Here is a 20,445-nt window from a genome sequence, read left to right as displayed (position 1 = left end):
TTTCGTCGTTAGTTACGCATCTGTGTTTGTTTGGGATAAAAACTCCCATTCCCGGCCGGAATGAGGAATGGGACCAGTTGTCGTCGGTCCCGGGAGATAGGCGTCTCTCGAGCGGCGAGTATGGAGGCGAGTGGAGTGGAACTGGTCACGTGACGGCGGTGAGACGGTTCGTTTCGAACGAGGTGACGATCCCCCGGTCGAGCCGGGAAGTGCGCTCGAGGGCCGTCGAGACGGCATCCGTTGCCTGTCTCGCAAGCGTGGCATCGTCCGCTTTGTTAACGAGCGGAACGACCGTCGCATCGTCGGGAACGTGCTTCAGGCCACCGTCAGGATGAGCGAGAACCTGTCCGATGACGTCCGGTGTGATACGCTCGCCTGCCGAGATATCCGCACAGCGTTCGATTCGATCGACACGGTGGACGACGTCGTCGGCGAGTGGCTGGCCGACAGCTTGAACGGATGCAACCGGAACGACGACCGTGCTCGTCTGTGGAATCGGCGGTTCGTTCGGGCCAGGTGCTTTGAATTCGCGCATTCTGGCCCCATCGGCTTTGACGAGGAGCCAGTCGAACGGAGCATCGTCGAACAGCGAATTGAGGGTAGCCGGCTGGTATCCTCGTACCTTCTCGTCGACGCGGGATGGATTGGAGACGCGTGTACGGGCCAGTGCGATCGGAGCTGTGGCATCGTCGACACTGGACTCGATGCGATCCGGGTCGGCGAGAACGAGCGGAAGATCCGGCGGCGGCATGTGTGTCGTCGTGGTGTATCCCGCCTCGAGACCTCGTTCGCTCGCCTCAGCGACTAACCGAGTCATGGCAGTCTTTTTTCCGCCAGCGCCGACGAACGAAACGAGTTCGTCGTCCCCGAGGCCGAGCGTTTCGGCAAGATTCATAGTGTATCCACAGTGGCCGGGGAGATGAGGGTTGCGGCGGGAATCGCCTCTGGGCTACGACTCGGGACGTGCGTCTCGAGCGTCCCGTAAAAAGCAAACCGGTCGAAATCGAATTGGAATCCGGTGGCGGCTCGAAGGAGAAACCGAATTCGGCTCCCGCCGGAACCGGTCGGAGACAGGTGACGAGATCCCACCGACGCTACCCAGGCGTGGCGATACAATTATTCGGACAGGGTCGGAATGGATCGGTATGGAACGTGTGGACGTCACAGGGGAAGTATGTCCGCGTCCCGCTCTCATCGTTCGTCGGCGGTTGTCCGACCTGGGCGAGAACGACGAACTGCTCGTTCGGGGAGATTACCCGCCAGCAGAAACCAATCTCCGCCGAACATGTACGAAACACGGCTACGAAGTCGAGGATCGGCCGGCACCCGAAGACGCCGACGGTAGCTTTGAATTGCTCATTCGTCCATCTGCCGACTCGAGCCGATCGGAGGAAGAGGATGTCTGACGCAGGTGACGACCGCTCACCAGCCCTGACCGAATACGCAGAGCTTCACGGCTGTTCGTGTAAAGTCGGTCAGGCCGAACTCGACTCGTTGCTCACAGACGTCGGGTTATCCGAGGCTCAGGAGGAACTGCAGTTCGGTGTCGGCGAGGACGCGAGCGCTCGCGTCATCGCCGACGGTCTCAGTGTCGTCTCCACGATCGATTTCTTCACGCCGATTATAGACGACCCGTACGAATTCGGTCGCATCGCCGCGTGTAATGCGGCCAGCGACGCGTTCGCGACCGGTGCTGGCGATGATCTGACATTTCTGGTGGTCCTCGGCCTGCCACAGGAACTAACGGACGCGGCCACGGACGTTCTGTGCGGCATCGTCGACGCGGTGGACGACATGGAGGGCGTCGTCGCGGGTGGACACACGATCATGAACCCATGGCCGATCGCGGGCGGGTCCGTCATCGCCACCACTCCGTCGGAACACGTCCTCCAGACGAGCGACGCCTCGCCGTCGGACCGTCTCTATCTGACGAAACCGCTCGGCACGCAACCGGCGATGGGCGCGCTCCGTGTGCGAGACGGAGAATTCGGCGAGACGATCGCGGAAACGACGGCCCGACCCGTACAGGACATCGCAGACGAGGCGCTCGCGTGGATGACGACGCCGAACAGGGACGCGATGCTCGCGGCCCGGGAATACGCGACGGCCGCGACCGATATCACGGGCTTCGGGCTCCTGGGACAGGCTCGCGTCCTCGCGGAGAACGCCGGCGTCGGCGTCGAGCTCACGCACCTCCCCATCATCGACGGCACCCTCGAGCTCTCCCAGCTTTTCGGCTACGGCCTCGAAGACGGCGAGAGTGCGGAAACGAGCGGGGGGCTATTACTAGCGGTCCCTGACCGACAGACGGACGCGTTCGAGTCCTCCCTCTCAGATGCAAACGTGTTCTATCGTCACGTCGGCCGCGTTACGACCGATTCCGGCGCGACGATCGTCGATCCGACGATCGAACGGGTCCACGGCTGATCGCCCGCAGCTGATCGTCCACGAGCCCCTGACCGGGGTACGGGCTGTGGAATCGAACGGACACCGACTGCAAACGGCTTGTCCGAGCTGTCTCTAGGAGAGGTTGAGCAACGCTTCGAGAACGCCGCCGCCGAGACAGAGCGCTTTGTCGGAAATCTTCGTGTAGTCGACGTCATCTCGGGGATCGACGTCACCGAGTTTCGCGCCAGAAGAGACGGAAACGCCGTCGTGGACGAGTCCCCGGACGAGCCCGCCGATTGCCGTGACGACCGGATCGTCGTCGACGTAGCCGACGGTTGCCTCCGCCTCGACGATGTCGCCGATTTCGACCGACGGCGACCACACGCCGTCGCTTGGGGCTCTGAGAACTCGCTCGTGAGTGTACCCACGACGTTCACCCGGTTCGCCGTCGTACGGGCTGGGTTTCCCGTCGTAGATGACGTGTCCGAGTTCGTGTCCACGATCGGTTTCGACGACGGCGTCCACGTTCTCGCCGGCCTCGAATCCCGGACCGAGACCGATGACGACGTCCGCGAGGTCCCGGCGGGTTCCGGTGTCCGTCTTCCCCTTGGCCATAATCGCATCGACGACGGCCTTCGGCTCGAGTTCGTCGACGACGGTCGCGTTCGGGTCCTCGAGGACGGGCACCTCGTCGTCTTTGATAGCGGCGAGTGCGTCGTCGATATCGGCGGCCTGACGGCCCGTGACGCCCTGTATGGAGACTTCGTCCTCGTACATCGCAGCGCCGAACGCGACCGCGCGGCGGACGACGGTCGGCCGCGCCGTCTCAGCCACGATGACCGGATAGCCTGCTCGATGGAGGCGATAGACCACACCACTCCCGAGGTCGCCGCCACCGCGAACGACGACGAGGTCCTCGAGATCGTGTCTGGTCGCTCGCTCGCCTGTCGTGTCGTAGCGATCGCGGTGCATCTCGGCGAGAACCGAGAGCGCGACGTCTTCGGGTCCACCCCCACCGAGGTCGAGCCCGACGGGCGCGCGGACGCGAACGAGGTCTCGGCGCGAGTAACCCTCCTCGAGCAACGAATCGAAAATGTGAGCCGCCTTGTCTTCGCTGGCAACGACGCCGACGTAGCCGGCGCCACCGTCGATTGCGGCGGCGACGGCCTGTCGGTCGAACGTTCCGCTTCGCGTCGCGACGGCGACCGCCGTTTCCGACGTCATCGGGAGTTCGGCGAGGACCTCGTCGTAGTCCCCGTGAACGACGTCCGCCTCCGCAGCAAACCGGTCCGAGGATGCGTATTCCTCGCGGTCGTCGACGACGGTGACGTCGTAACCGAGTCGGTTCCCCATCGCCGCGAGTTCGACGCCGATGTGTCCACCGCCCGCGACATGGAGCCGAGAGCGGCCCCGGATTCGATCGATAAAGACGTCCATGGACCCGCCACAGACCATGCCGGTGTTGCCGCCGGGACGCAGTTCGTACGACCGGACCCCGGGATCGGCGTCGCCGCGGAGGACGTCACGAGCTTCGTCGACGGCGAGCCCTTCGACCGTTCCGCCGCCGATCGTTCCGTACTCGTCTTCGTCGGTCACGAGCATTTTCGCCCCGACGTCCCGCGGCGCACTTCCGTCTTTGCCCACGACGGTCAGCATCGAGGCCGGCCGTCCCTGCTCGACGAGTTCGTCGACGCGATCGAAGAGCGTCATACGAAACTCGTCACCTCGTGATCGACCATGAGCGTCATCAGTTCGTCGTACGTGACGGTGTCGATTCGTTCGGGCGCGGTCAGACCGCGCATCTCGAGGTCGCGTTCGACTGCGAGCGTCGGCGCGTCGAGATCCGGATCGAGCAAGACGCCGTCCTGTATCAGGACGACGATTCCGTCGTCGTCGTTCGCCGCCGATCGCAGTCCGATTTCCGCCATCGGTTTGTCAATCAAATACAACATTGTCAAAAGTCGAGAGTGTGATCAGCCTGCTTGATCATCGACGCGATCTCCTCGCCGGTCTTGATGCCGACGTCGGGAGCTATTTCCTCGGGTGTGACGTCGCGTGCCGTCATCGATGCCTCGTCGACGAACAACTCACCCTCTTCCTCTGCGAGGTCGATGAGATGGTCGGTCATGTTGAGCGCATCGCGGTCGACCGCCGCTCGAGCGGCGTAGATACCGTCCTGCGTGAACACGACGGAGACGTCGTGACGATCGAAGCCGGCAGCGACGCCACGAGCCGCCCGAAGCCCTTCAGGGACGTGGACGCGACCGTATGGCCCTCGCGTGAGCAAGACGAGGACGTCTCGTTTCATAGCGAGATCACCCGATCGGCCTCGCCGAGTATATCCGCCAGATCCGGCAGCAGACCGACTTCGACGCCGTCCGGGTAGTCCGTTTCGGCGTCGATACCCCGTGCGTTCACACAGAGGCCGCAGCAAATCACCTCGGCACCGTCGTCGATCAGGTCCTGAAACTTATCCGTCGGCATTTCGTCGTACAGTCCCGCCTCCGAACAGTCGGGGAGGTGCTGGTCGGCGACCGGAACGTAGGCGCCGTCGAGATAATGGAAGTACGTGACCTCGTGACCGGCGTCGAGCGCTGCCCGGCCGAGTTCGTATGCTGTCCGCCACCGTTCGCTATCGAAGGGGCCACCGGTAAGCAGAAACCCGACGTGGATCATGTCCGAGACGTTGGCCGAGTGCGATAATAAGAGTTAGCATCCCACAAAATATCATTCGGACGAACCGGCCGTCGACCGCCTGTCGTTCCGCCTTCCCGTCTCGGCGCGACTGTCCCGAGTCACTCGACCACTGCGTCGACGTGGTCCCAGCGCTCGACGTCGACGAGCCCCCGGTTCGTCAACCGGTACTCCGGGATCACCTCGAGAGCGAGGAACGAAAGCGTCATCAGACCGTGGCGGTCGAGGCCGAGGTCTTCCGCCCGGGCGGTGACCGATTTGAACTGCTCGAAGACGTCAGTCAACGGCTCGTCCGACATTAACCCGGCCACGGGCAACGGAATCGCCGAAATGTCGTCACCCTCACGTTCGGGATCGCACACCGCGATACCACCGTCGACCGCTCGGAGATGATTCGCAACTCGAGCCATCGCATCGTAGGACGTTCCCGCAACGACGCAGTTGTGTGCGTCGTGTGCGACCGTCGACCCGATCGCCCCGCGCTCGAGGCCGAGCCCCTCGACGAAGCCGCGGCCGATGCCGGCGTCGCGGCCGTGCCGTTCGATGACCGCGATCGGAAGCACGTCCTCGTCGGGTGCCGGTTGGATCGTACCGTCGTCGACGGGAAGTGACGCTTCGGCACGTCCCGTCTGAATCCCCCCGACGAGGTCGATTACGCGGACGGTGGCCGTCTCCGACGCCGATTCAGGGGCGGGGAGCGCGAGATCGGGCTCCGCAACCGGAGCGAAATCCACGGTCCCCGTCGAGAGTGCGGTCGATGGTGGATCGCGCTGAGTGCTCGTCGGATCGAGCCGTCCATCGACGAGGACGTGATCGACGCTCCACGACTCGAGGTCGTCGAGCAAGACGAGATCGGCTGGCGCACCCGGTTCGATCCGTCCGAACGGAAGGTCGTAGGACTCGGCCGTGTTCAGCGTCGCCATCTGGACGGCTTCGACAGGGTCGACGCCCTCGTCGATCGCCTTTCGCACCGCGAAGTCGACGCCGCCGTTTTCGACCAGATCGACTACGTCGCGGTCGTCCGTACACAGCGACAGCCGACGCGTGGGAACGTCGTCGACGAGACTCACGAGGTCGGCGAGGTTCTTCGTCGACGATCCTTCGCGCAGGTAGACGCGGAATCCGAGGTCGACTTTCTCGCGTGCCTCGGCCTCGGTAATACTCTCGTGATCGTTGTCGAGGTATCGTGCAGCCTCCTGCAGGTCCGAACCGGACACCCGCGGAAGGTGTCCGTCGACCGTGAGCCCGCGCTCACGCGCGGCACCGATTTTCGCGTGCAGGTCCTCGTCGCCCCCGACGAGAGCGGGCAGGTCCATCACCTCCGCGAGTGCGACGACCAGTTCGTGATCGAGCAGCGGCGAGACGTCGTCGGCGTCGAGCGTCGCACCGCCGTCCTGCAAATTCGAAGCGGGCACGCTCGACGGGACGCCGAACCTGACCTTCAACGGGGTTTGCGTCGCGTCTTCGAAGGCGGCCCGGACGCCGTCGGCGCCGAGGACGTTCGCGATTTCGTGGGGGTCGTGGATGATACTTGTCACCCCGCGAGGCACCAGTGCTTCGCCGTACTGAGGCACCGTGACCATGCTCGACTCGACGTGTACGTGTGCGTCGATCAATCCCGGAGCGACGTATTCGGCCTCGAGTTCCCGATCTGCCGGCCGCTCCTCGAGCGCGACTATTTCCCCATCGTCTATGGCGATCGCCCGGTCTTCGAGGGACCCGGTGTTGACGTTGACGAGCGTTCCCCGAACGAGTGTGTCGACGCGGTTCATGTATGGGTCGTGATGCTACTCCCGTGTACTGCGACGGCCGTCGATTGGCCGGGCGTGCGATCGGTCGGACCTGTTCTGTGCATACCTATGCTGTATGCTCGCTTTGTAATCAGTATTAGTCTTCGTTCATGGCAGTGGGTTCCGCCGGTGATGGATCGTCGCCGTCGACCGGCTCTTCGAGTCCCATCTCGTACTCTCCGTCCGGGCGCGGGACGAGCGTATTGAGCAGGACCGCACAGATCGCGGTCATGATAATCGCGTTGCCGAAGAAAATGCGGACCCCGGTCGGCATCGCTTCGAAGATTTCGGCTCGAACTTCGACGCCGAGACCGAGACCGATCGAGACGGCTATGATCACCATGTTCCGGCGGTTCATGCGTTCGTTCAAGAAGATGAGCCGGAGGCCGCTCGCCATCACCATACCGAACATGACGATCACCGCACCGCCGAGAACGGCGCTTGGGATCGTCGCGACGACGGCGCTGACCTTCGGAATGAATCCGAGAACCAGCAACACGGCACCGCTAATGCCGACCACATAGCGGCTCATAACGCCAGTGAAGTTGATTATTCCGACGTTCTGTGAGAACGTCGTCAGCGGGAACGCGCCGAAAATGGCGCCGATCGAACTGCCGAGACCGTCGACGAAGAGGCCGCCACTAATTTCGTCATTGTCAGGGTTTCGTCCTTCTGCAGCCGTGATTCCGGACATATCCCCGATGGATTCTATCGCAGCTGTGATGTGAATCGCGGTGATCGTCAGGATGGCGACCGGTTCGAACTGGAACCCGAATCGGCCCGGAATCGGGAGTGCGAACCAGCCCGCGTCCGCGACAGTGGAGAAATCTACGACGCCCAGGGCGACGGCGGCGATGTAGCCGACGACGATTCCAATCAGAATGCTGAGAAGCCGCCAGATTCCGTCCATAAACAGGTTCATTCCGACGGTGACACCCAGGACGAGCAATGCGAGGCCGAGGTTCGTGTATGAACCGTAATCGGACGCGCCGACCCCGCCTGCCATGTAGTCCATCCCGACCGGGATCAGGTAGAGACCGAGGATCATGACGATGAGGCCAGTAACGAGCGGTGGGAACAGAGTTTTGATCCGATCGTACTGCCAGCCGATCAGAATCTCGACCAGCGCACCGATGACGACCGCACCGAAGACCGCATCGAGCCCGTACTGACTGCCGATGGCTATCGCCGCGCCGACGAACGCGAAACTCGTCCCCATCACGATCGGAAGTTTCGCACCGACCGGTCCAAACGGGAAGACCTGAACGAGCGTGGCCAACCCGGAGAATACCAGGACCATCTGGATGAGGTACGTCGTGTCACCGCTGCTGACCCCGACTGCACCGGCGACGATGATTGCCACCGCAATCGTCGGGACGAACATCGCCGATACGTGTTGCAATCCGAGTAAAAGCGCCTCCGGTATCGGCGGTTTGTCTTCTAGTTCATACGCCAGATCGATCGACCCATCACTGGATGACATGGGATAACATAACCCAGATCATCCCCGACCTTGATAAGTTCTTTGTAGGGCAGGTATTTGGCCACTATATGACGAAAATGGGGAGCAAAGAGCCACACACTAGTTCGTTATCACATTATTCCACAGATTATTGCTCGGATTGTGGAATCAAATGAACGAACAACAAACGGATTTTATGTACCAGATATTACACCTCCTGCGGTGATGTAGTAATAGAAAATAAACGCCACAGCCAGAAGCCACTGACCTGGGCGGACGTCATCCAGTTCACCCATCGCTGCTTTGACGATCGGATAAGTGACGATTCCCGCCGCAAGTCCGTCGGCAACGGAAGCTGTAAGCGGCATGACGGTGATGGTGAGTCCGCTCGGGATGAGCCAGGCCGGATTGTCCCAGTCGATATCCGTCACACTGCCCAGCATAATGAGCCCGACGACGACCAGCGCGAGATAAGACGCGTACTGCGGAATCGCTGTGATCAGGGGGACAGCGAGCAGGGACAACAGAAAGAGGATGCCGGCGACGAGCGCCGTCATCCCAGTCCGGCCCCCTTCCTCAATCCCCGCCGAACTCTCGACGAAGGTCGTCACCGTCGACGTCCCGAGTATCGCACCGGCAGTGGTTCCGACTGCGTCGGCCATGAGCGGCTTCTCCATCTCGGGCAAGTCACCGTTTTCGTCGAGGAATCCGCCGAACTGCGAGACACCGATGAGCGTGCCCGCAGTGTCGAAAAAGTCGACGAAGAAGAACGTGAACACGACCAGCGCGAACGTTGCCGGTTCGATCTCGCTGAAGCCGTCGATGAACGCACCGAACAGCGGCGATATGTCGTACTGTGCCGAGGAGAGATTTTCTGGCGCGAGTACCCCGCGGTCGACTACGCCGCCGAGCGTGAGGCCCCAGCCCGCAAGCGCAGTCGTAATTATCCCCATGATTATCGCACCAGTAATTCCCTTCGCGTAGAGAATGAAGGTCAACGCGAGACCCGCAAGCGAAAGGAGCGCAACGGGGTCAGTCGCCACGTCGTTCATCTGGACCAGCGTCGCGTCGGCCGCAACGATCACGTTCATCTCGATGAGGCCGAGCAACAGGAGGAACAACCCGATACCTGCACCGACGGCGAACTTGACCGGTTCCGGGAACAGTTCGATGATGTATCGTCTCGCGCCCACGAACGTCAACAGGATGAAAATGATCCCCTCGACGAAGACGGCCGCAAGCGCCGTTTGCCACGGGACACCGAGTCCGATGACGACCGTGAACGCGAAGTACGCGTTCAGCCCCATCCCCGGCGCCAATCCGAACGGTCGATTCGCGTACAGGGCCATGACGAGAATGCCAATCACTGACGATAGAATCGTCGCGATGGCGATCATCTGGAAGACTTCCTGATCGGTGTAGCCATCTATCTGAATCGCCGCGGAGAGAATTGCAGGGTTGACGACGATGATGTACGACATCGTGAGGAACGTCGTGATTCCTGCCACCACCTCTGTTTTCAGGTCGGTACCGTGTTCTTCGAACCCGAAGAACCCCGCCACCCGCGAAGTATTGTCAGTTGAATCTGACATATGATCCATGTTAAACCATATCAATAAAAAGGTTTCCTGAATGAGTTATCCGCCAAATAGTTTTGCGACAGTCCGTCAGGCTGTGGCAAATTGTGACCATCGCGTGGCACACCCGTGCAACGTAGCCGTCCGACGACATGCTAATAACGATTGTGCCGGAGATATCGACTACCATGGTGAACGCAATAGATCCACCAGCCGATCTCGAGGAACTGCGACGCGGGACCGAACTCGTCAAGCGCGGCTTCGCGCGCATGCAGAAAGGCGGCGTCATCATGGACGTCGTCGACACCGAACAGGCTCGTATCGCCGAGGACGCCGGCGCCGTCGCCGTCATGGCTCTCGAGGCCGTCCCCGCGGACATCCGCAAGCGCGGCGGCGTCGCCCGGATGGCAGACCCCGCCGACGTCGCGGAGATCGTCGACTCGGTTTCGATCCCCGTTATGGGCAAATCCCGCATCGGCCACACCAAAGAGGCCCAGATTCTCGAGGCCGTCGGTGTCGACATGATCGACGAAAGCGAGGTGCTGACGCCCGCCGACGACGCCTACCACATCGACAAGCGCGACTTCACCGCCCCGTTCGTCTGTGGCGCGCGCGACCTCGGCGAGGCGCTGCGCCGGATCGACGAAGGCGCGGCGATGATCCGCACCAAAGGCGAGGCCGGCACCGGCGACGTCAACCAGGCCGTCCACCACCAGCGCACCATCAAAGGCGCCATCCGCAAACTCGAGGGGATGAGCCACGAGGAGCGCGAAGCTTACGCCCGCGAGATCGAAGCGCCCGCGGAACTGGTCCACGAGACCGCCGAAATGGGCCGGCTCCCCGTCGTCAACTTCGCCGCCGGCGGCATCGCGACGCCTGCCGACGCCGCGCTCATGATGCACCACGAGTGCGACGGCATCTTCGTCGGCAGCGGCATCTTCGGCGCCGAAAACCCGCCCGTGATGGCCGAAGCGATCGTCGAAGCGACCAACAACTGGGACGACCCCGAAACGCTCGCGGAAATTTCGAAGAACCTCGGCAAGGGGATGAAAGGCGACGCGAACGTCGACCTCTCCGAGGAAGAGAAGATGCAGGGCCGGGGCGTTTGATCCCCTCGTGTGACACCTGATAGTCAGCTACGGAATAGCGTGCGTGAAAGTCGGAGTTGTCACGTTCGATGTGATATACTGGTTCGCAACGCTGACGTGCCATATCCAATCGGATGCTACAGGGGAACCCCCTCACTTGGTAACGTTTAAACGGTCGTACCTGTATGCAAACCGTATGAAGCGTATCCTCAGTACTGACGAAGCGCCGGCTGCAGTCGGTGCGTACAGTCAAGCGACGACCAACGGCGACGTGACGTTCACTGCCGGTCAGATTCCGATGACGCCTGACGGCGAATTACTCGACGACGAACCCATCGCCGTCCAGACTGAACAGTCTCTGTCCAACGTCGAAGCCGTGCTGGCAGAAGCCGACCTCGAGATGAGCGACGTACTCAAGGTCACGGTCTTTCTCGACGACATCGAGTCCTTCGACGAGATGAACGAAACGTACGCCGAATTCTTCGATGATGAACCCCCGGCCCGGAGCGCCGTCGAGGTGGCGAACCTGCCGAAGGGCGTCGGCGTCGAAATCGAAGCGATCGCCGCAAACGACTGAGTCGGCCACAGCAATCGGGTCTTCATCCGTTTTGAGAAACCACTACTGAGCCGATGGTGTCGGCACCGAGGTCGCGGTCGGAACGCGAAAACTGCTCACGAACGTCCATCCGCAGTTGGTTCTGTTCGGCGGTCTCAGTCGCGGAGACCGGCGAAGGCCGTTACTGAAATCGAACGCCGAGGTCGTGCATTCCGTCGTTGTTCATCGCGAGGTTGATCAAGAGCGGCGTCATGCTCTCGACGAGCGCGGTAACGGCAAGCGGACCGCCGTCGAGGGCTCGCAACCCGTCGATCTCTGCCGCAAGCGATGACACGAGAGCTTTTGCCTCCGCGTCGTCGCTGGTGACGATAACGTCCGCAGCCAGGTCCCGATCCAGGTCACTGAGCGCGCCGGCCGCGAGGTTCTGGAAGGCACCGACGATTGGGACGTCGTTCGGTGCTGTATCCTCGATCGCTTCGGCGACCGAGCCGGCCTCTGGGGCCTCGTAGTGAAAGCCCGCACCGTCGCGACGCATCGCCACTGCGGGACTCACGAGAACGGTCTCGTCGTCGAGTTGCGATGCGATGGTATCGACCGTATCTGTGGCGTACTCGGGCGGAACGCTCACGACGACGACATCTGCAGTCGCCGCGGCTTCCTCGTTGCCAACACCGGTTACGTCGATATCGACACCACGAGCCGAAAGGAGTTCGTCGTAATCGTTCGCCCGGCTCGTTGCCTTCTCCGGGTCTCTCGAGCCGATTACGACGCTATGCTCGGTGTCACGAGCCCACCGCAGAGCGAGTCCTTCACCGATATCGCCAGTTCCGCCGAGGAGTGCAATCTCCATAGTTTCGATCTCGAGAGTCACGCTCTTAGAACTATGCCTGAACGAGGCGTCTGTGGCCACTCCGAAGCTCATGTGGCCGGCCGACACAATCTATGGCACGACGATCTGTTCGACGATTTGCCCATGAAAAGCAGACTGTCGGTCCGATCGCCTCAGTTCGGGCTCGTCGAACCAACCATAGTTATATGTAGCGCTATCTCACATCTTACACAACGATACGTATGCTAGTGACACGTTCGCAGGAGGGATCACAGTGCAGTTCAGCCTGACCGTCAACGGCGAATCGCTTGACATCGAGGCAGCGCCGGACGACGATCTCGCATCGGTGCTCCGTCGCGAAGGGTACACGGGCGTGAAATGCGGCTGTGACGGTGGCATCTGCGGGGCTTCGAAGGTCCTCATCGAAGGGAGCGCCGAGATGGCGTGTGGAAAAGCCGTCCAGGAAGCTGATGGCGCAACGATCCAGACGATCGAAGGCATCGGTAGTCAGGACGAGCTCCATCCGATCCAGCAGGCGTTCGTCGACCACTTCGCAGTTCAGTGTGGGTTCTGTATCCCGGGAATGATCGTCCAGACGAAGGAACTGCTCGAGGAGACTCCCGACCCGACCGAAGCGGAGGTTCGGGAGGCTATCGACGACAATCTGTGTCGGTGTACCGGATATCAGAAACCCGTCGAAGCGATACTCGACGCCGCAGCGCGAATGAACGGTGACGGGGCCGTCGCGACGGATGGCGGCACGCCGTCTGCCCCAAACGCTTGCGAGGGAACCGAACGCAACGGTGAGACGAATGAGTAACGAAAACGATCCGAAGCCCGATGGTGGTACCGCATCGCACCCGGAACAGGACGTCACGGAATTCGAGGACCATCCACTCGAGTGGGACGAACCGGAGAACAACAATCTAGCCCCCGACGAACGAGCCAGCGTCTCCCAATCGGCCGAGAAAGACGACGATCCGAAACTCGTCACCGGTCAGGCGAAATACACAGCGGATTACGAGAAGAAGTTCCCGGACCTCGCACACGCCGCCGTCGTCCGTAGCGACGTTCCACACGGTCGAGTGGCGAATATCGACACGAACGACGCAGAAGAGATGGACGGCGTCCACGCCGTTCTGACGCCGTGGTCCGACGAAACCCCGGACGCGAAGTATACGAGCGCGGGTCAGTCCTACCCCGAACCGAGCCCATGGGACATGAACGTGCTCAACGAGCACGTCCGCTACATCGGCGATCCGGTCGCAGCAATCGCGGCTGACGACGCCGAGACTGCACGCGCCGCGGCCGACGCCATCGAGGTCGAATACGAGGAGAACGACTACGTACTCGATCCCGAGGAGGCATACTCCGAGGACGCCCCCCAGATATTCGGCGACGACGAGGTCGAGAACAAGATCGTCGGGCACGATTACAGCCGCAATCGGATGTCCCAGATCGAGGGCGAGATCGGTGACGTCGACGGGGCCGTCGATCGTGACGACGTCCACGTCCACGAAACCGAGTGGGAGACGATCCGACAGTCCCACGCCCAGATCGAGAAACATACCACCCTCGCGTACACCGACGAGGACGACAGACACGTACTCGTCACGAGTACGCAGGTACCCAATCACACGCGCCGACAGCTAGCTCACCTGTTCGACATCCCCATTCGGGACATTCGCGTCTCGAAGCCACGGGTCGGTGGCGGCTTCGGCGGCAAACAGGCGATGGTCGTCGAGCCGATTCCGCTCGCGCTGGCCCTCGCGGCCGACCGTCCAGTCATCTACGAAGCGACGCGCGAAGAGGAGTTCGCCGGGATGCGCTCGCGACACCCGATGAAAGTCCGAGCGCGCACCGCAGTTACCGACGATGGGTCGATCGAAGCCATCGATCTGTACGCGCTCTCGAACACGGGCGCGTACGGGAGTCACGGCATGACCGTCGCCGGAAACGTCGGTAGCAAGCCGATGCCGCTGTACTCGAAGGTTCCGAACGCGCGATTCAAAGCCGATATCGTCCACACGAACACCCCACAGACGGGGGCGATGCGTGGCTACGGCGCCCCACAGGGCACCCTCGCGCTCGAGGGACACTTAGACGAGGTGGCCCGCGATCTCGACCTCGATCCCATCGAGTTCCGCAAACGCCATTACATGGAAGTCGGCGATCTCGACGAAATCGCCGGCATGATGGGTGGCGAAGGTGCAGAGCGACGAATCCGCTCGTGCGGCCTCGACGAGTGTATCGAACGCGGTATGGACGCGATCGGATGGGGCGACATCGACCAACCGGACGAGGAGCACCGCCACCGAGGCATCGGGATGGCACTCTCCGCACAGGGGACCGGTGTCGCGGGCGACGAACTCGGTGCCGCCCAGCTCATGATGAACGAGGACGGGTCGTTCCACCTGCACGTCGGCGGCGTCGATATCGGAACCGGAGCGGACACGGCGTTCATCCAGATCGCAGCCGAAGTGCTCGGCTGTCCCGAAACGGACATCGTCATTAAATCGTCCGACACGGACGTCACGCCCTTCGACTACGGGGCGTACGCCTCCTCGACGACTTACATCAGCGGCATGGCGGTCAAAAAGGCCGCAGAGGACGCGAAAGAGCGCATCCTTCACTGGGGCTCGAAACTTCTCGAGGAACCCGAAGCGAACCTCGAGACGGGAGACGGGGAGGTCTACAGTGAAGAGACGGGTGAGAGCGTCAGCCTCGAAGAGATCGGTTACGAGGCCGCCTACGGGCACGATGAACGCGAACACATCCTCGGAAAAGGGACCCACTGCACGGAGGAGAGTCCGCCGCCGTTTGCCGCACAGTTCGCGGACGTCACCGTCGACGAAGAAACCGGCGAGTTCGAGGTCAACAAGCTCGTCGTCGCGGTCGATTGCGGGGTCGCGATCAACCCCGGCATGGCAGAGGGACAGGTCGAAGGCGCAAACCACATGAGCTACGAGATGGCGGTCAGCGAAGGCATTACGTTCGACGACGACGGCCGATCGGAGGTGACGAGTTTCGGCGACTACGACTGGCCTACGGCGTCGGAGACGCCGACGATCGAGTCGATTCTGGTCGAAACGCACGAGCCGACCGGCCCGTTCGGCGCCAAATCCGTGGCGGAAGTGCCGACGAACACGGTTCCGCCCGCGCTGAGCAACGCCATCCGTGAAACGGTCGGCGTTCGGATCACCGACATGCCGATCACCCCGGAAAAAATCAGAGCCGCCCTCGAAGACGACGAGTGAGCTAACCCCAATCTGACACTTCGGACCACCATTCCCTCCATTCTTCGCACTCTCCGTTATCTGACCCGTCTCCGCGGGTCACACTCCCGACCTATCGAACGGACGTCGTTCGCGGATTCGGGACTTTCAGGCATTCGTGATCTCACGTATCTGTGAATAAGGATAACCTCCAAAAATGTTTTATTACATATTATTAGTGAGCAGAAACCTCGACAAATCTTAAGGTTCCGGTACGTGTGGTGTGAGGTATAGTGGTAGCATCCCCCATAGAGTGAGCCATATGCACATCGAATGTACAATCAACGGTAACGAACGGTCCTTCGAGGTATCGAAATCAGACCTCCTGCTCGACGTGTTGCGTCAGAACGGATACACCGGTGCTAAGCGCGGCTGTGACACCGGCGCGTGTGGAATGTGTACCGTCCAGATCGATGGAGAGCCGACGATGTCGTGTATAACGCCGGTCGTGAAGGCCGACGGTGCGACCATCGAGACGGTCGAAGGGCTCGGCACTCAGGACGATCTGCACCCGGTTCAGCAGGCGTTCGTCGACAACTCGGCGCTGCAGTGTGGATTCTGTATTCCGGGGATGATTATGCGATCGAAGGCGCTGCTGGAGGAGAACCCATCACCGAGCGAGGCTGAAGTCCGGGAGGCGCTGTCTGACAACCTCTGTCGGTGTACCGGATACAAGAAAATCGTCGAAGCGGTCCTCGAGGCATCGGAACGAATGGGTGAGCAGACGGTTGCTGCCGATGGCGGATACTCGTGTCGCTGCGAGGACACGGGACTCGAGGTCGATTCACGAGGTGAGACGGATCGATGAGTAAACCGACTGAACGAGATCGTCCCGACGACACGACCGAAGAAGGCGAGCGACGAGTCGCCGACTCCGAGCAGTCCCCGATGGAGTGGGACGAACCGGAGAACAACCGCAAACCTAGTGACGAACGCGAAAATCTCACGACGGACGTCGAAAAGGACGACGCGCGGAAGATCGTTACGGGCGAGGCGCAGTATACAGCCGATTACAGCCGTCAGTTTCCCGACCTCGCCCACGGGACGGTCGTCCGCAGCGACGTCGCACACGGCATCGTGACAGATATCAATACAAGCAAGGCCGAATCGATGGACGGCGTATACGCAGTCGTCACACCCTGGGACGACGCCGTTCCCAACACGCTGTACTCGAGTTCCGGCCAGTCCTATCCGGAACCGAGTCCGTGGGATATGCGCGTTCTCAGGAGACACGTTCGGTTCGTGGGAGATCCGGTCGCGGCCGTCGCCGCCGAAACCGGTGAGATCGCGGATCGAGCCGCCCGCGCGATCGAGGTCGAGTACGAGGAACGCGACGCCGTTTTCGACGTAGAGAGGGCGATGGAACCGGATGCGCCACGGCTGTTCGAAGACGACGAGGTGGAAAACGCACAGAGCGGCGCGGAGTACGAACGTAACCTCGAGTCGCACTTCGAAGGAGAAATCGGCGACGTCGAGCAAGCGTTCGAGCGTGACGACGTCCATGTACACGAGACCGAACTGGACACGCCGTATCAGTCCCACTGCGTTCCAGAGCCCCACACGACGATCGCCTATACGGACGAAGACGACAGATACACGTTCATCACCGCAACGCAGGTGCCAAATCACACGCGACGACAGCTCGCGCACGTCTTCGACGTGCCGATCCGAGATATCCGCGTGGATAAACCCCGCGTCGGCGCCGGTTTCGGCGCGAAACAGGAGATGGCGATCGAACCGATCGCGTTCGCACTTCACCTCGAGGTCGACCGACCCGTCAAACTCGAGATGACGCGACAGGAGGAATTCTACGCGCTGCGGTCGCGCCATCCGATGGACATGACGATGCGATCGGCAGTGACCGAGGACGGGACGATCGTGGCGATGGACCTCTATGCGCGCTCGAACGCCGGAGCGTACGGCACCCACGGGATGACGGTCGCAACGAACGTCGGAACAAAGGCGCTTCCGCTGTATCCGCGCGTTCCGAACATCCGGTTCGAGGGCGACGTCGTTCACACGAACCTGCCGATGGGTGCCGCGATGCGCGGGTACGGTGCCCCACAGGGTCACTTCGCCGTCGAGGCACACATGGATGAGGTTGCCCGCGACCTCGGGATAGACCCCATCGAGTTCAAGCGCCAAAACGCGATACGAAAGGGGGATCTCGACGACGTTTCGACCATCCTCAAGGACGACGATCGTTTTGCCCGACGAATTCGCTCCTGTGGCCTGGAAGAGTGTATCGAACGCGGCATGGACGCGATCGGCTGGGACGACGTCGAGCAACCCGAGGAAGACAACCTCCATCGTGGGGTCGGGATGGCGATGTGTGCACAGGGAAGCGGGGTCGCTGGCAAGGAACTCGGCGCTGCAAAACTTATGATGAACGAGGACGGCTCGTTCCACCTTCACGTCGGCGGTGTCGACACTGGAACGGGAAACGATACGATGTTCAGCCAGGTCGCAGCCGAAGTGCTCGGCTGTCGACCGGATGATATCGTCGTCAAATCGTCAGATACTGACATCACGCCGTTCGACTACGGCTCCTACGCGTCGTCGACGACGTACATCAGCGGAACGGCGGTCAAAAAAGCAGCCGAAGACGCCAAAGATCGCCTATTGTACTGGGGATCGAAACTCCTCGAGGAACCCGAAGCGAACCTCGAGACCGGAAACGGGGAAGTCTACAGCGAGGAGACGGACGCGAGCGTCGACTTAGAGGAAATCGGCTACGAAGCGACCTACGGCCACGACGAACGCGAACAGATCATGGGCGACGGCCACCACTCGACGGACGAGAGTCCGCCGCCGTTCGGCGCGCAATTCGTGGACGTCACCGTCGACGAGGAGACCGGCGAGTTCGAACTGAACAAACTGGTCTACGCGGCCGACTGCGGCGTTGCGATCAATCCACCGCTTGCCGAGGGGCAGGTCGAGGGAGGCCAACACATGAGCCTCGAGTACGCGACGAGTGGCGGGTTGGAGTTCGACGACGAGGGGAACCCACAGACGACCGGGTTCCGTCAATACGGGATGCCACGGACGACGGATCACCCACCGATGGAGACGATCCTGGTCGAAACACACGAGCCGACGGGCCCGTTCGGCGCCAAATCCATCGGCGAACTGCCGACGAACGGAATCCCACCCGCGCTCAGTAACGCGATTAGTGACGCCGTTGGGGTGCGCATGACGTCGCTCCCGATCACTGCGACGGACGTCAAAGCGGCGATCGAGCGCCGCGAAGCGTAACGCGCCGGTCCGAGCATCGTTGCTAGCTCGTTATTTTGCAGCGGTCATTGGTGGCTTGACGGTCCGAGGAGGATAGTTTCGGATATCGTCCGGACGGAAACCGCGGTGTCTGTTGTGCCATTCGACGTGGCTGTCGTCCACGGATCTGTGGCGGACAGCCAAACGTGCCACACAGCTGAGGAGTTAAGTGGCTCGATAACGTGTAGATAGCCTGTGCGGACGGTACCTGCTCTCGAAGGCGGGCACGCGCCGTCGGAGGAAGAGAATGGCCACTGACAACCAACGTAACGCCCAAAGTACGACTCGAGTGGATCAACAGTGTCGTTATTTCAGCGAGAGACAGCGGCGCATCTACGAGTACGTCCGCAATCACGAACCGGTGGCCCGTGAGCGTCTGGTCTATCGATCCGATTCCGTAACCGACCAGCGTGCCGCCGTCCATCACTGTGTGGCACTCAAACGCCTCGGGATACTCACGGCCGATGGAAATCGACTTCGAATCGGTTTCGACGTTGCAACGCTTCCCGACCCCGAAACCGTCACCGCTCGATCGGTAAACGGCGACGTTACGATTCGCCCGGTCGGCTGGAGGGGGTACACCGACCTGTGTGAGCGTCTCCAGCAGAACGACGGCGAGAACCCTGACGTTGAAACGGAACAGATTTCTCGTCGGGTGGCGACCGAGGGACGACTGTTTCGCCAGGATCGTGTGCGTGAACGCGTCGCATACGCCGCGTACACGGCCACCGAAATGCGGGGATGGGTCCTTCTCAGTTCGTCTCGGCCGCAGGACAAACACACGGTGACGTTAACGAGCGGCGTCGTCGAAACGAGTGGTGGCGATGTCAGTCTCGGGAGTCGGCTGCGAGAGTACGGCCTCAAGTGGGCCCGGTCGCGAGGATACGGGAAAGTCTACCGCCCGCTTCCGGCAACGAAGCAGGGTACCATCGAAACGCTCGAGTCCGACGGATGGACCGTCGACGCCAGACGCGAGGGACGGTATCGGACGGAAGCCGGCTTGGTCGACGAAGTAGTTCTCGCGTGGCGGTTCGACGACGGTTTTGAGAGCGACTCGTGACGAAAACCATCCGGAACTGGAGGCGATGCAAGGCGGTGAACCGGTGCGGTTTCGGCGGCTACCGACCGATCAGTTACGGTGTCTCGTCTCACCCGTGGAGGGTGTGACGCCCTCGGTTACACGAATTCGAAGGGTGAACGTTTCCGCACCGTCAGAGTCGTCGTCGGTGGCATCGGTGACCGCATATCCGTGCTTGTAGCAGGTTCTGCAAATACTGCGTTCGGCTGGCGGATAATCACCGGTAACGACCAGTTCGTCGCCGGGTTCGAGTTCCTCGAGACAGCGGCGGACGATGCTCACCGGTTGCGGGCAAACCATTCCACTGACGTCGATGTGCACGTCCGCCAGTACGGTCACGTTCGTAATAACAGTTAGTGACGATCGTCTCCGAGATGGATGGGGCTGACGAGCTCGAGACCATCGTTGCAGCCGAGAGGAATGGCGTGATCAGGA

The 20,445-nt window shown here is 61.5% G+C and carries 19 protein-coding genes; 9 read left to right on the top strand and 10 right to left on the bottom strand.

The window, feature by feature from the left end:
- Positions 1-145: 145 nt before the first annotated feature.
- Positions 146-895, bottom strand: coding sequence for a selenium cofactor biosynthesis protein YqeC (yqeC, locus tag HYG82_RS43490; RefSeq protein ID WP_235218030.1), 750 nt, complete (start codon positions 893-895; stop codon positions 146-148).
- A gap of 250 nt (positions 896-1,145) precedes the next feature.
- Between yqeC and HYG82_RS43485 the strand changes: the two genes are divergently transcribed.
- Both HYG82_RS43485 and selD read left to right on the top strand, forming a co-directional pair.
- Positions 1,146-1,406: a sulfurtransferase TusA family protein gene (locus tag HYG82_RS43485; RefSeq protein WP_235218029.1), complete on the top strand. Its 261-nt coding sequence runs from the start codon at positions 1,146-1,148 to the stop codon at positions 1,404-1,406.
- Positions 1,399-2,427 carry a selenide, water dikinase SelD gene (gene selD / locus HYG82_RS43480; RefSeq protein ID WP_235218028.1) on the top strand — a complete coding sequence of 343 codons (1,029 nt, stop codon included), beginning with the start codon at positions 1,399-1,401 and terminating at the stop codon, positions 2,425-2,427. The genes HYG82_RS43485 and selD overlap by 8 nt, the downstream gene beginning before the upstream one ends.
- 93 nt (positions 2,428-2,520) lie before the next feature.
- Here the strand turns inward: selD and yqeB are convergent, their stop codons facing one another.
- From yqeB to HYG82_RS43445, 7 genes are all read right to left on the bottom strand, one after another.
- A complete protein-coding gene (gene yqeB / locus HYG82_RS43475) occupies positions 2,521-4,098 on the bottom strand; it encodes a selenium-dependent molybdenum cofactor biosynthesis protein YqeB (RefSeq protein ID WP_235218027.1) in 1,578 nt (525 codons plus the stop codon).
- Complete coding sequence (locus tag HYG82_RS43470) at positions 4,095-4,316, bottom strand: hypothetical protein (RefSeq protein WP_235218026.1); 222 nt, start codon at positions 4,314-4,316, stop codon at positions 4,095-4,097. Before HYG82_RS43470 ends, yqeB begins: the two co-directional genes overlap by 4 nt.
- 26 nt (positions 4,317-4,342) lie before the next feature.
- Positions 4,343-4,696 (bottom strand): DsrE family protein, encoded by a 354-nt coding sequence (locus HYG82_RS43465; protein WP_235218025.1) that lies wholly within the window; start codon positions 4,694-4,696, stop codon positions 4,343-4,345.
- Positions 4,693-5,064, bottom strand: a complete 372-nt coding sequence (locus HYG82_RS43460; RefSeq protein WP_235218024.1) for a DsrE/DsrF/TusD sulfur relay family protein — start codon at positions 5,062-5,064, stop codon at positions 4,693-4,695. The genes HYG82_RS43465 and HYG82_RS43460 overlap by 4 nt, the downstream gene beginning before the upstream one ends.
- Before the next feature lie 119 nt (positions 5,065-5,183).
- Positions 5,184-6,854 (bottom strand): adenine deaminase, encoded by a 1,671-nt coding sequence (gene ade, locus HYG82_RS43455; RefSeq protein WP_235218023.1) that lies wholly within the window; start codon positions 6,852-6,854, stop codon positions 5,184-5,186.
- A gap of 115 nt (positions 6,855-6,969) precedes the next feature.
- Entirely contained in the window at positions 6,970-8,355 is a 1,386-nt protein-coding gene (locus HYG82_RS43450) for a uracil-xanthine permease family protein (protein WP_235218022.1), read from the bottom strand.
- Positions 8,356-8,528: 173 nt separating this feature from the next.
- A complete protein-coding gene (locus tag HYG82_RS43445) occupies positions 8,529-9,926 on the bottom strand; it encodes an NCS2 family permease (protein WP_235218021.1) in 1,398 nt (465 codons plus the stop codon).
- A 173-nt stretch (positions 9,927-10,099) separates the two neighbouring features.
- On the opposite strand from HYG82_RS43445, the gene pdxS reads away from it, so the two are divergent.
- On the top strand, positions 10,100-11,020 hold the full coding sequence (gene pdxS / locus HYG82_RS43440; RefSeq protein ID WP_235218020.1) for a pyridoxal 5'-phosphate synthase lyase subunit PdxS: 921 nt from the start codon (positions 10,100-10,102) through the stop codon (positions 11,018-11,020).
- Between the two features lie 175 nt (positions 11,021-11,195).
- Positions 11,196-11,576 (top strand): Rid family detoxifying hydrolase, encoded by a 381-nt coding sequence (locus HYG82_RS43435; RefSeq protein ID WP_235218019.1) that lies wholly within the window; start codon positions 11,196-11,198, stop codon positions 11,574-11,576.
- Between the two features lie 160 nt (positions 11,577-11,736).
- Here the strand turns inward: HYG82_RS43435 and npdG are convergent, their stop codons facing one another.
- Positions 11,737-12,405: an NADPH-dependent F420 reductase gene (gene npdG, locus HYG82_RS43430; protein WP_235218018.1), complete on the bottom strand. Its 669-nt coding sequence runs from the start codon at positions 12,403-12,405 to the stop codon at positions 11,737-11,739.
- A 253-nt stretch (positions 12,406-12,658) separates the two neighbouring features.
- Here npdG and HYG82_RS43425 point away from each other — a divergent pair, with 253 nt between their 5' ends.
- The 5 genes from HYG82_RS43425 to HYG82_RS43405 all read left to right on the top strand — a co-directional run bounded on the left by HYG82_RS43425 (position 12,659) and on the right by HYG82_RS43405 (position 19,992).
- Positions 12,659-13,204 (top strand): (2Fe-2S)-binding protein, encoded by a 546-nt coding sequence (locus tag HYG82_RS43425; protein WP_235218017.1) that lies wholly within the window; start codon positions 12,659-12,661, stop codon positions 13,202-13,204.
- Entirely contained in the window at positions 13,197-15,641 is a 2,445-nt protein-coding gene (locus HYG82_RS43420) for a xanthine dehydrogenase family protein molybdopterin-binding subunit (protein ID WP_235218016.1), read from the top strand. The genes HYG82_RS43425 and HYG82_RS43420 overlap by 8 nt, the downstream gene beginning before the upstream one ends.
- A 280-nt stretch (positions 15,642-15,921) precedes the next feature.
- Entirely contained in the window at positions 15,922-16,467 is a 546-nt protein-coding gene (locus HYG82_RS43415; RefSeq protein WP_235218015.1) for a (2Fe-2S)-binding protein, read from the top strand.
- Complete coding sequence (locus HYG82_RS43410) at positions 16,464-18,914, top strand: xanthine dehydrogenase family protein molybdopterin-binding subunit (RefSeq protein ID WP_425495434.1); 2,451 nt, start codon at positions 16,464-16,466, stop codon at positions 18,912-18,914. The genes HYG82_RS43415 and HYG82_RS43410 overlap by 4 nt, the downstream gene beginning before the upstream one ends.
- A 265-nt stretch (positions 18,915-19,179) precedes the next feature.
- Positions 19,180-19,992: a hypothetical protein gene (locus HYG82_RS43405; protein WP_235218014.1), complete on the top strand. Its 813-nt coding sequence runs from the start codon at positions 19,180-19,182 to the stop codon at positions 19,990-19,992.
- A gap of 69 nt (positions 19,993-20,061) precedes the next feature.
- Here HYG82_RS43405 and HYG82_RS43400 read toward each other — a convergent pair whose 3' ends face one another.
- Positions 20,062-20,331 carry a sulfurtransferase TusA family protein gene (locus tag HYG82_RS43400; protein WP_235218013.1) on the bottom strand — a complete coding sequence of 90 codons (270 nt, stop codon included), beginning with the start codon at positions 20,329-20,331 and terminating at the stop codon, positions 20,062-20,064.
- Between the last annotated feature and the right edge of the window lie 114 nt (positions 20,332-20,445).

Source organism: Natrinema halophilum (assembly GCF_013402815.2).
GTDB classification, from domain to species: domain Archaea; phylum Halobacteriota; class Halobacteria; order Halobacteriales; family Natrialbaceae; genus Natrinema; species Natrinema halophilum.
The sequence above is the reverse complement of the archived record's forward strand: the minus strand, read 5'-3'. Positions and strand labels throughout refer to the sequence as shown.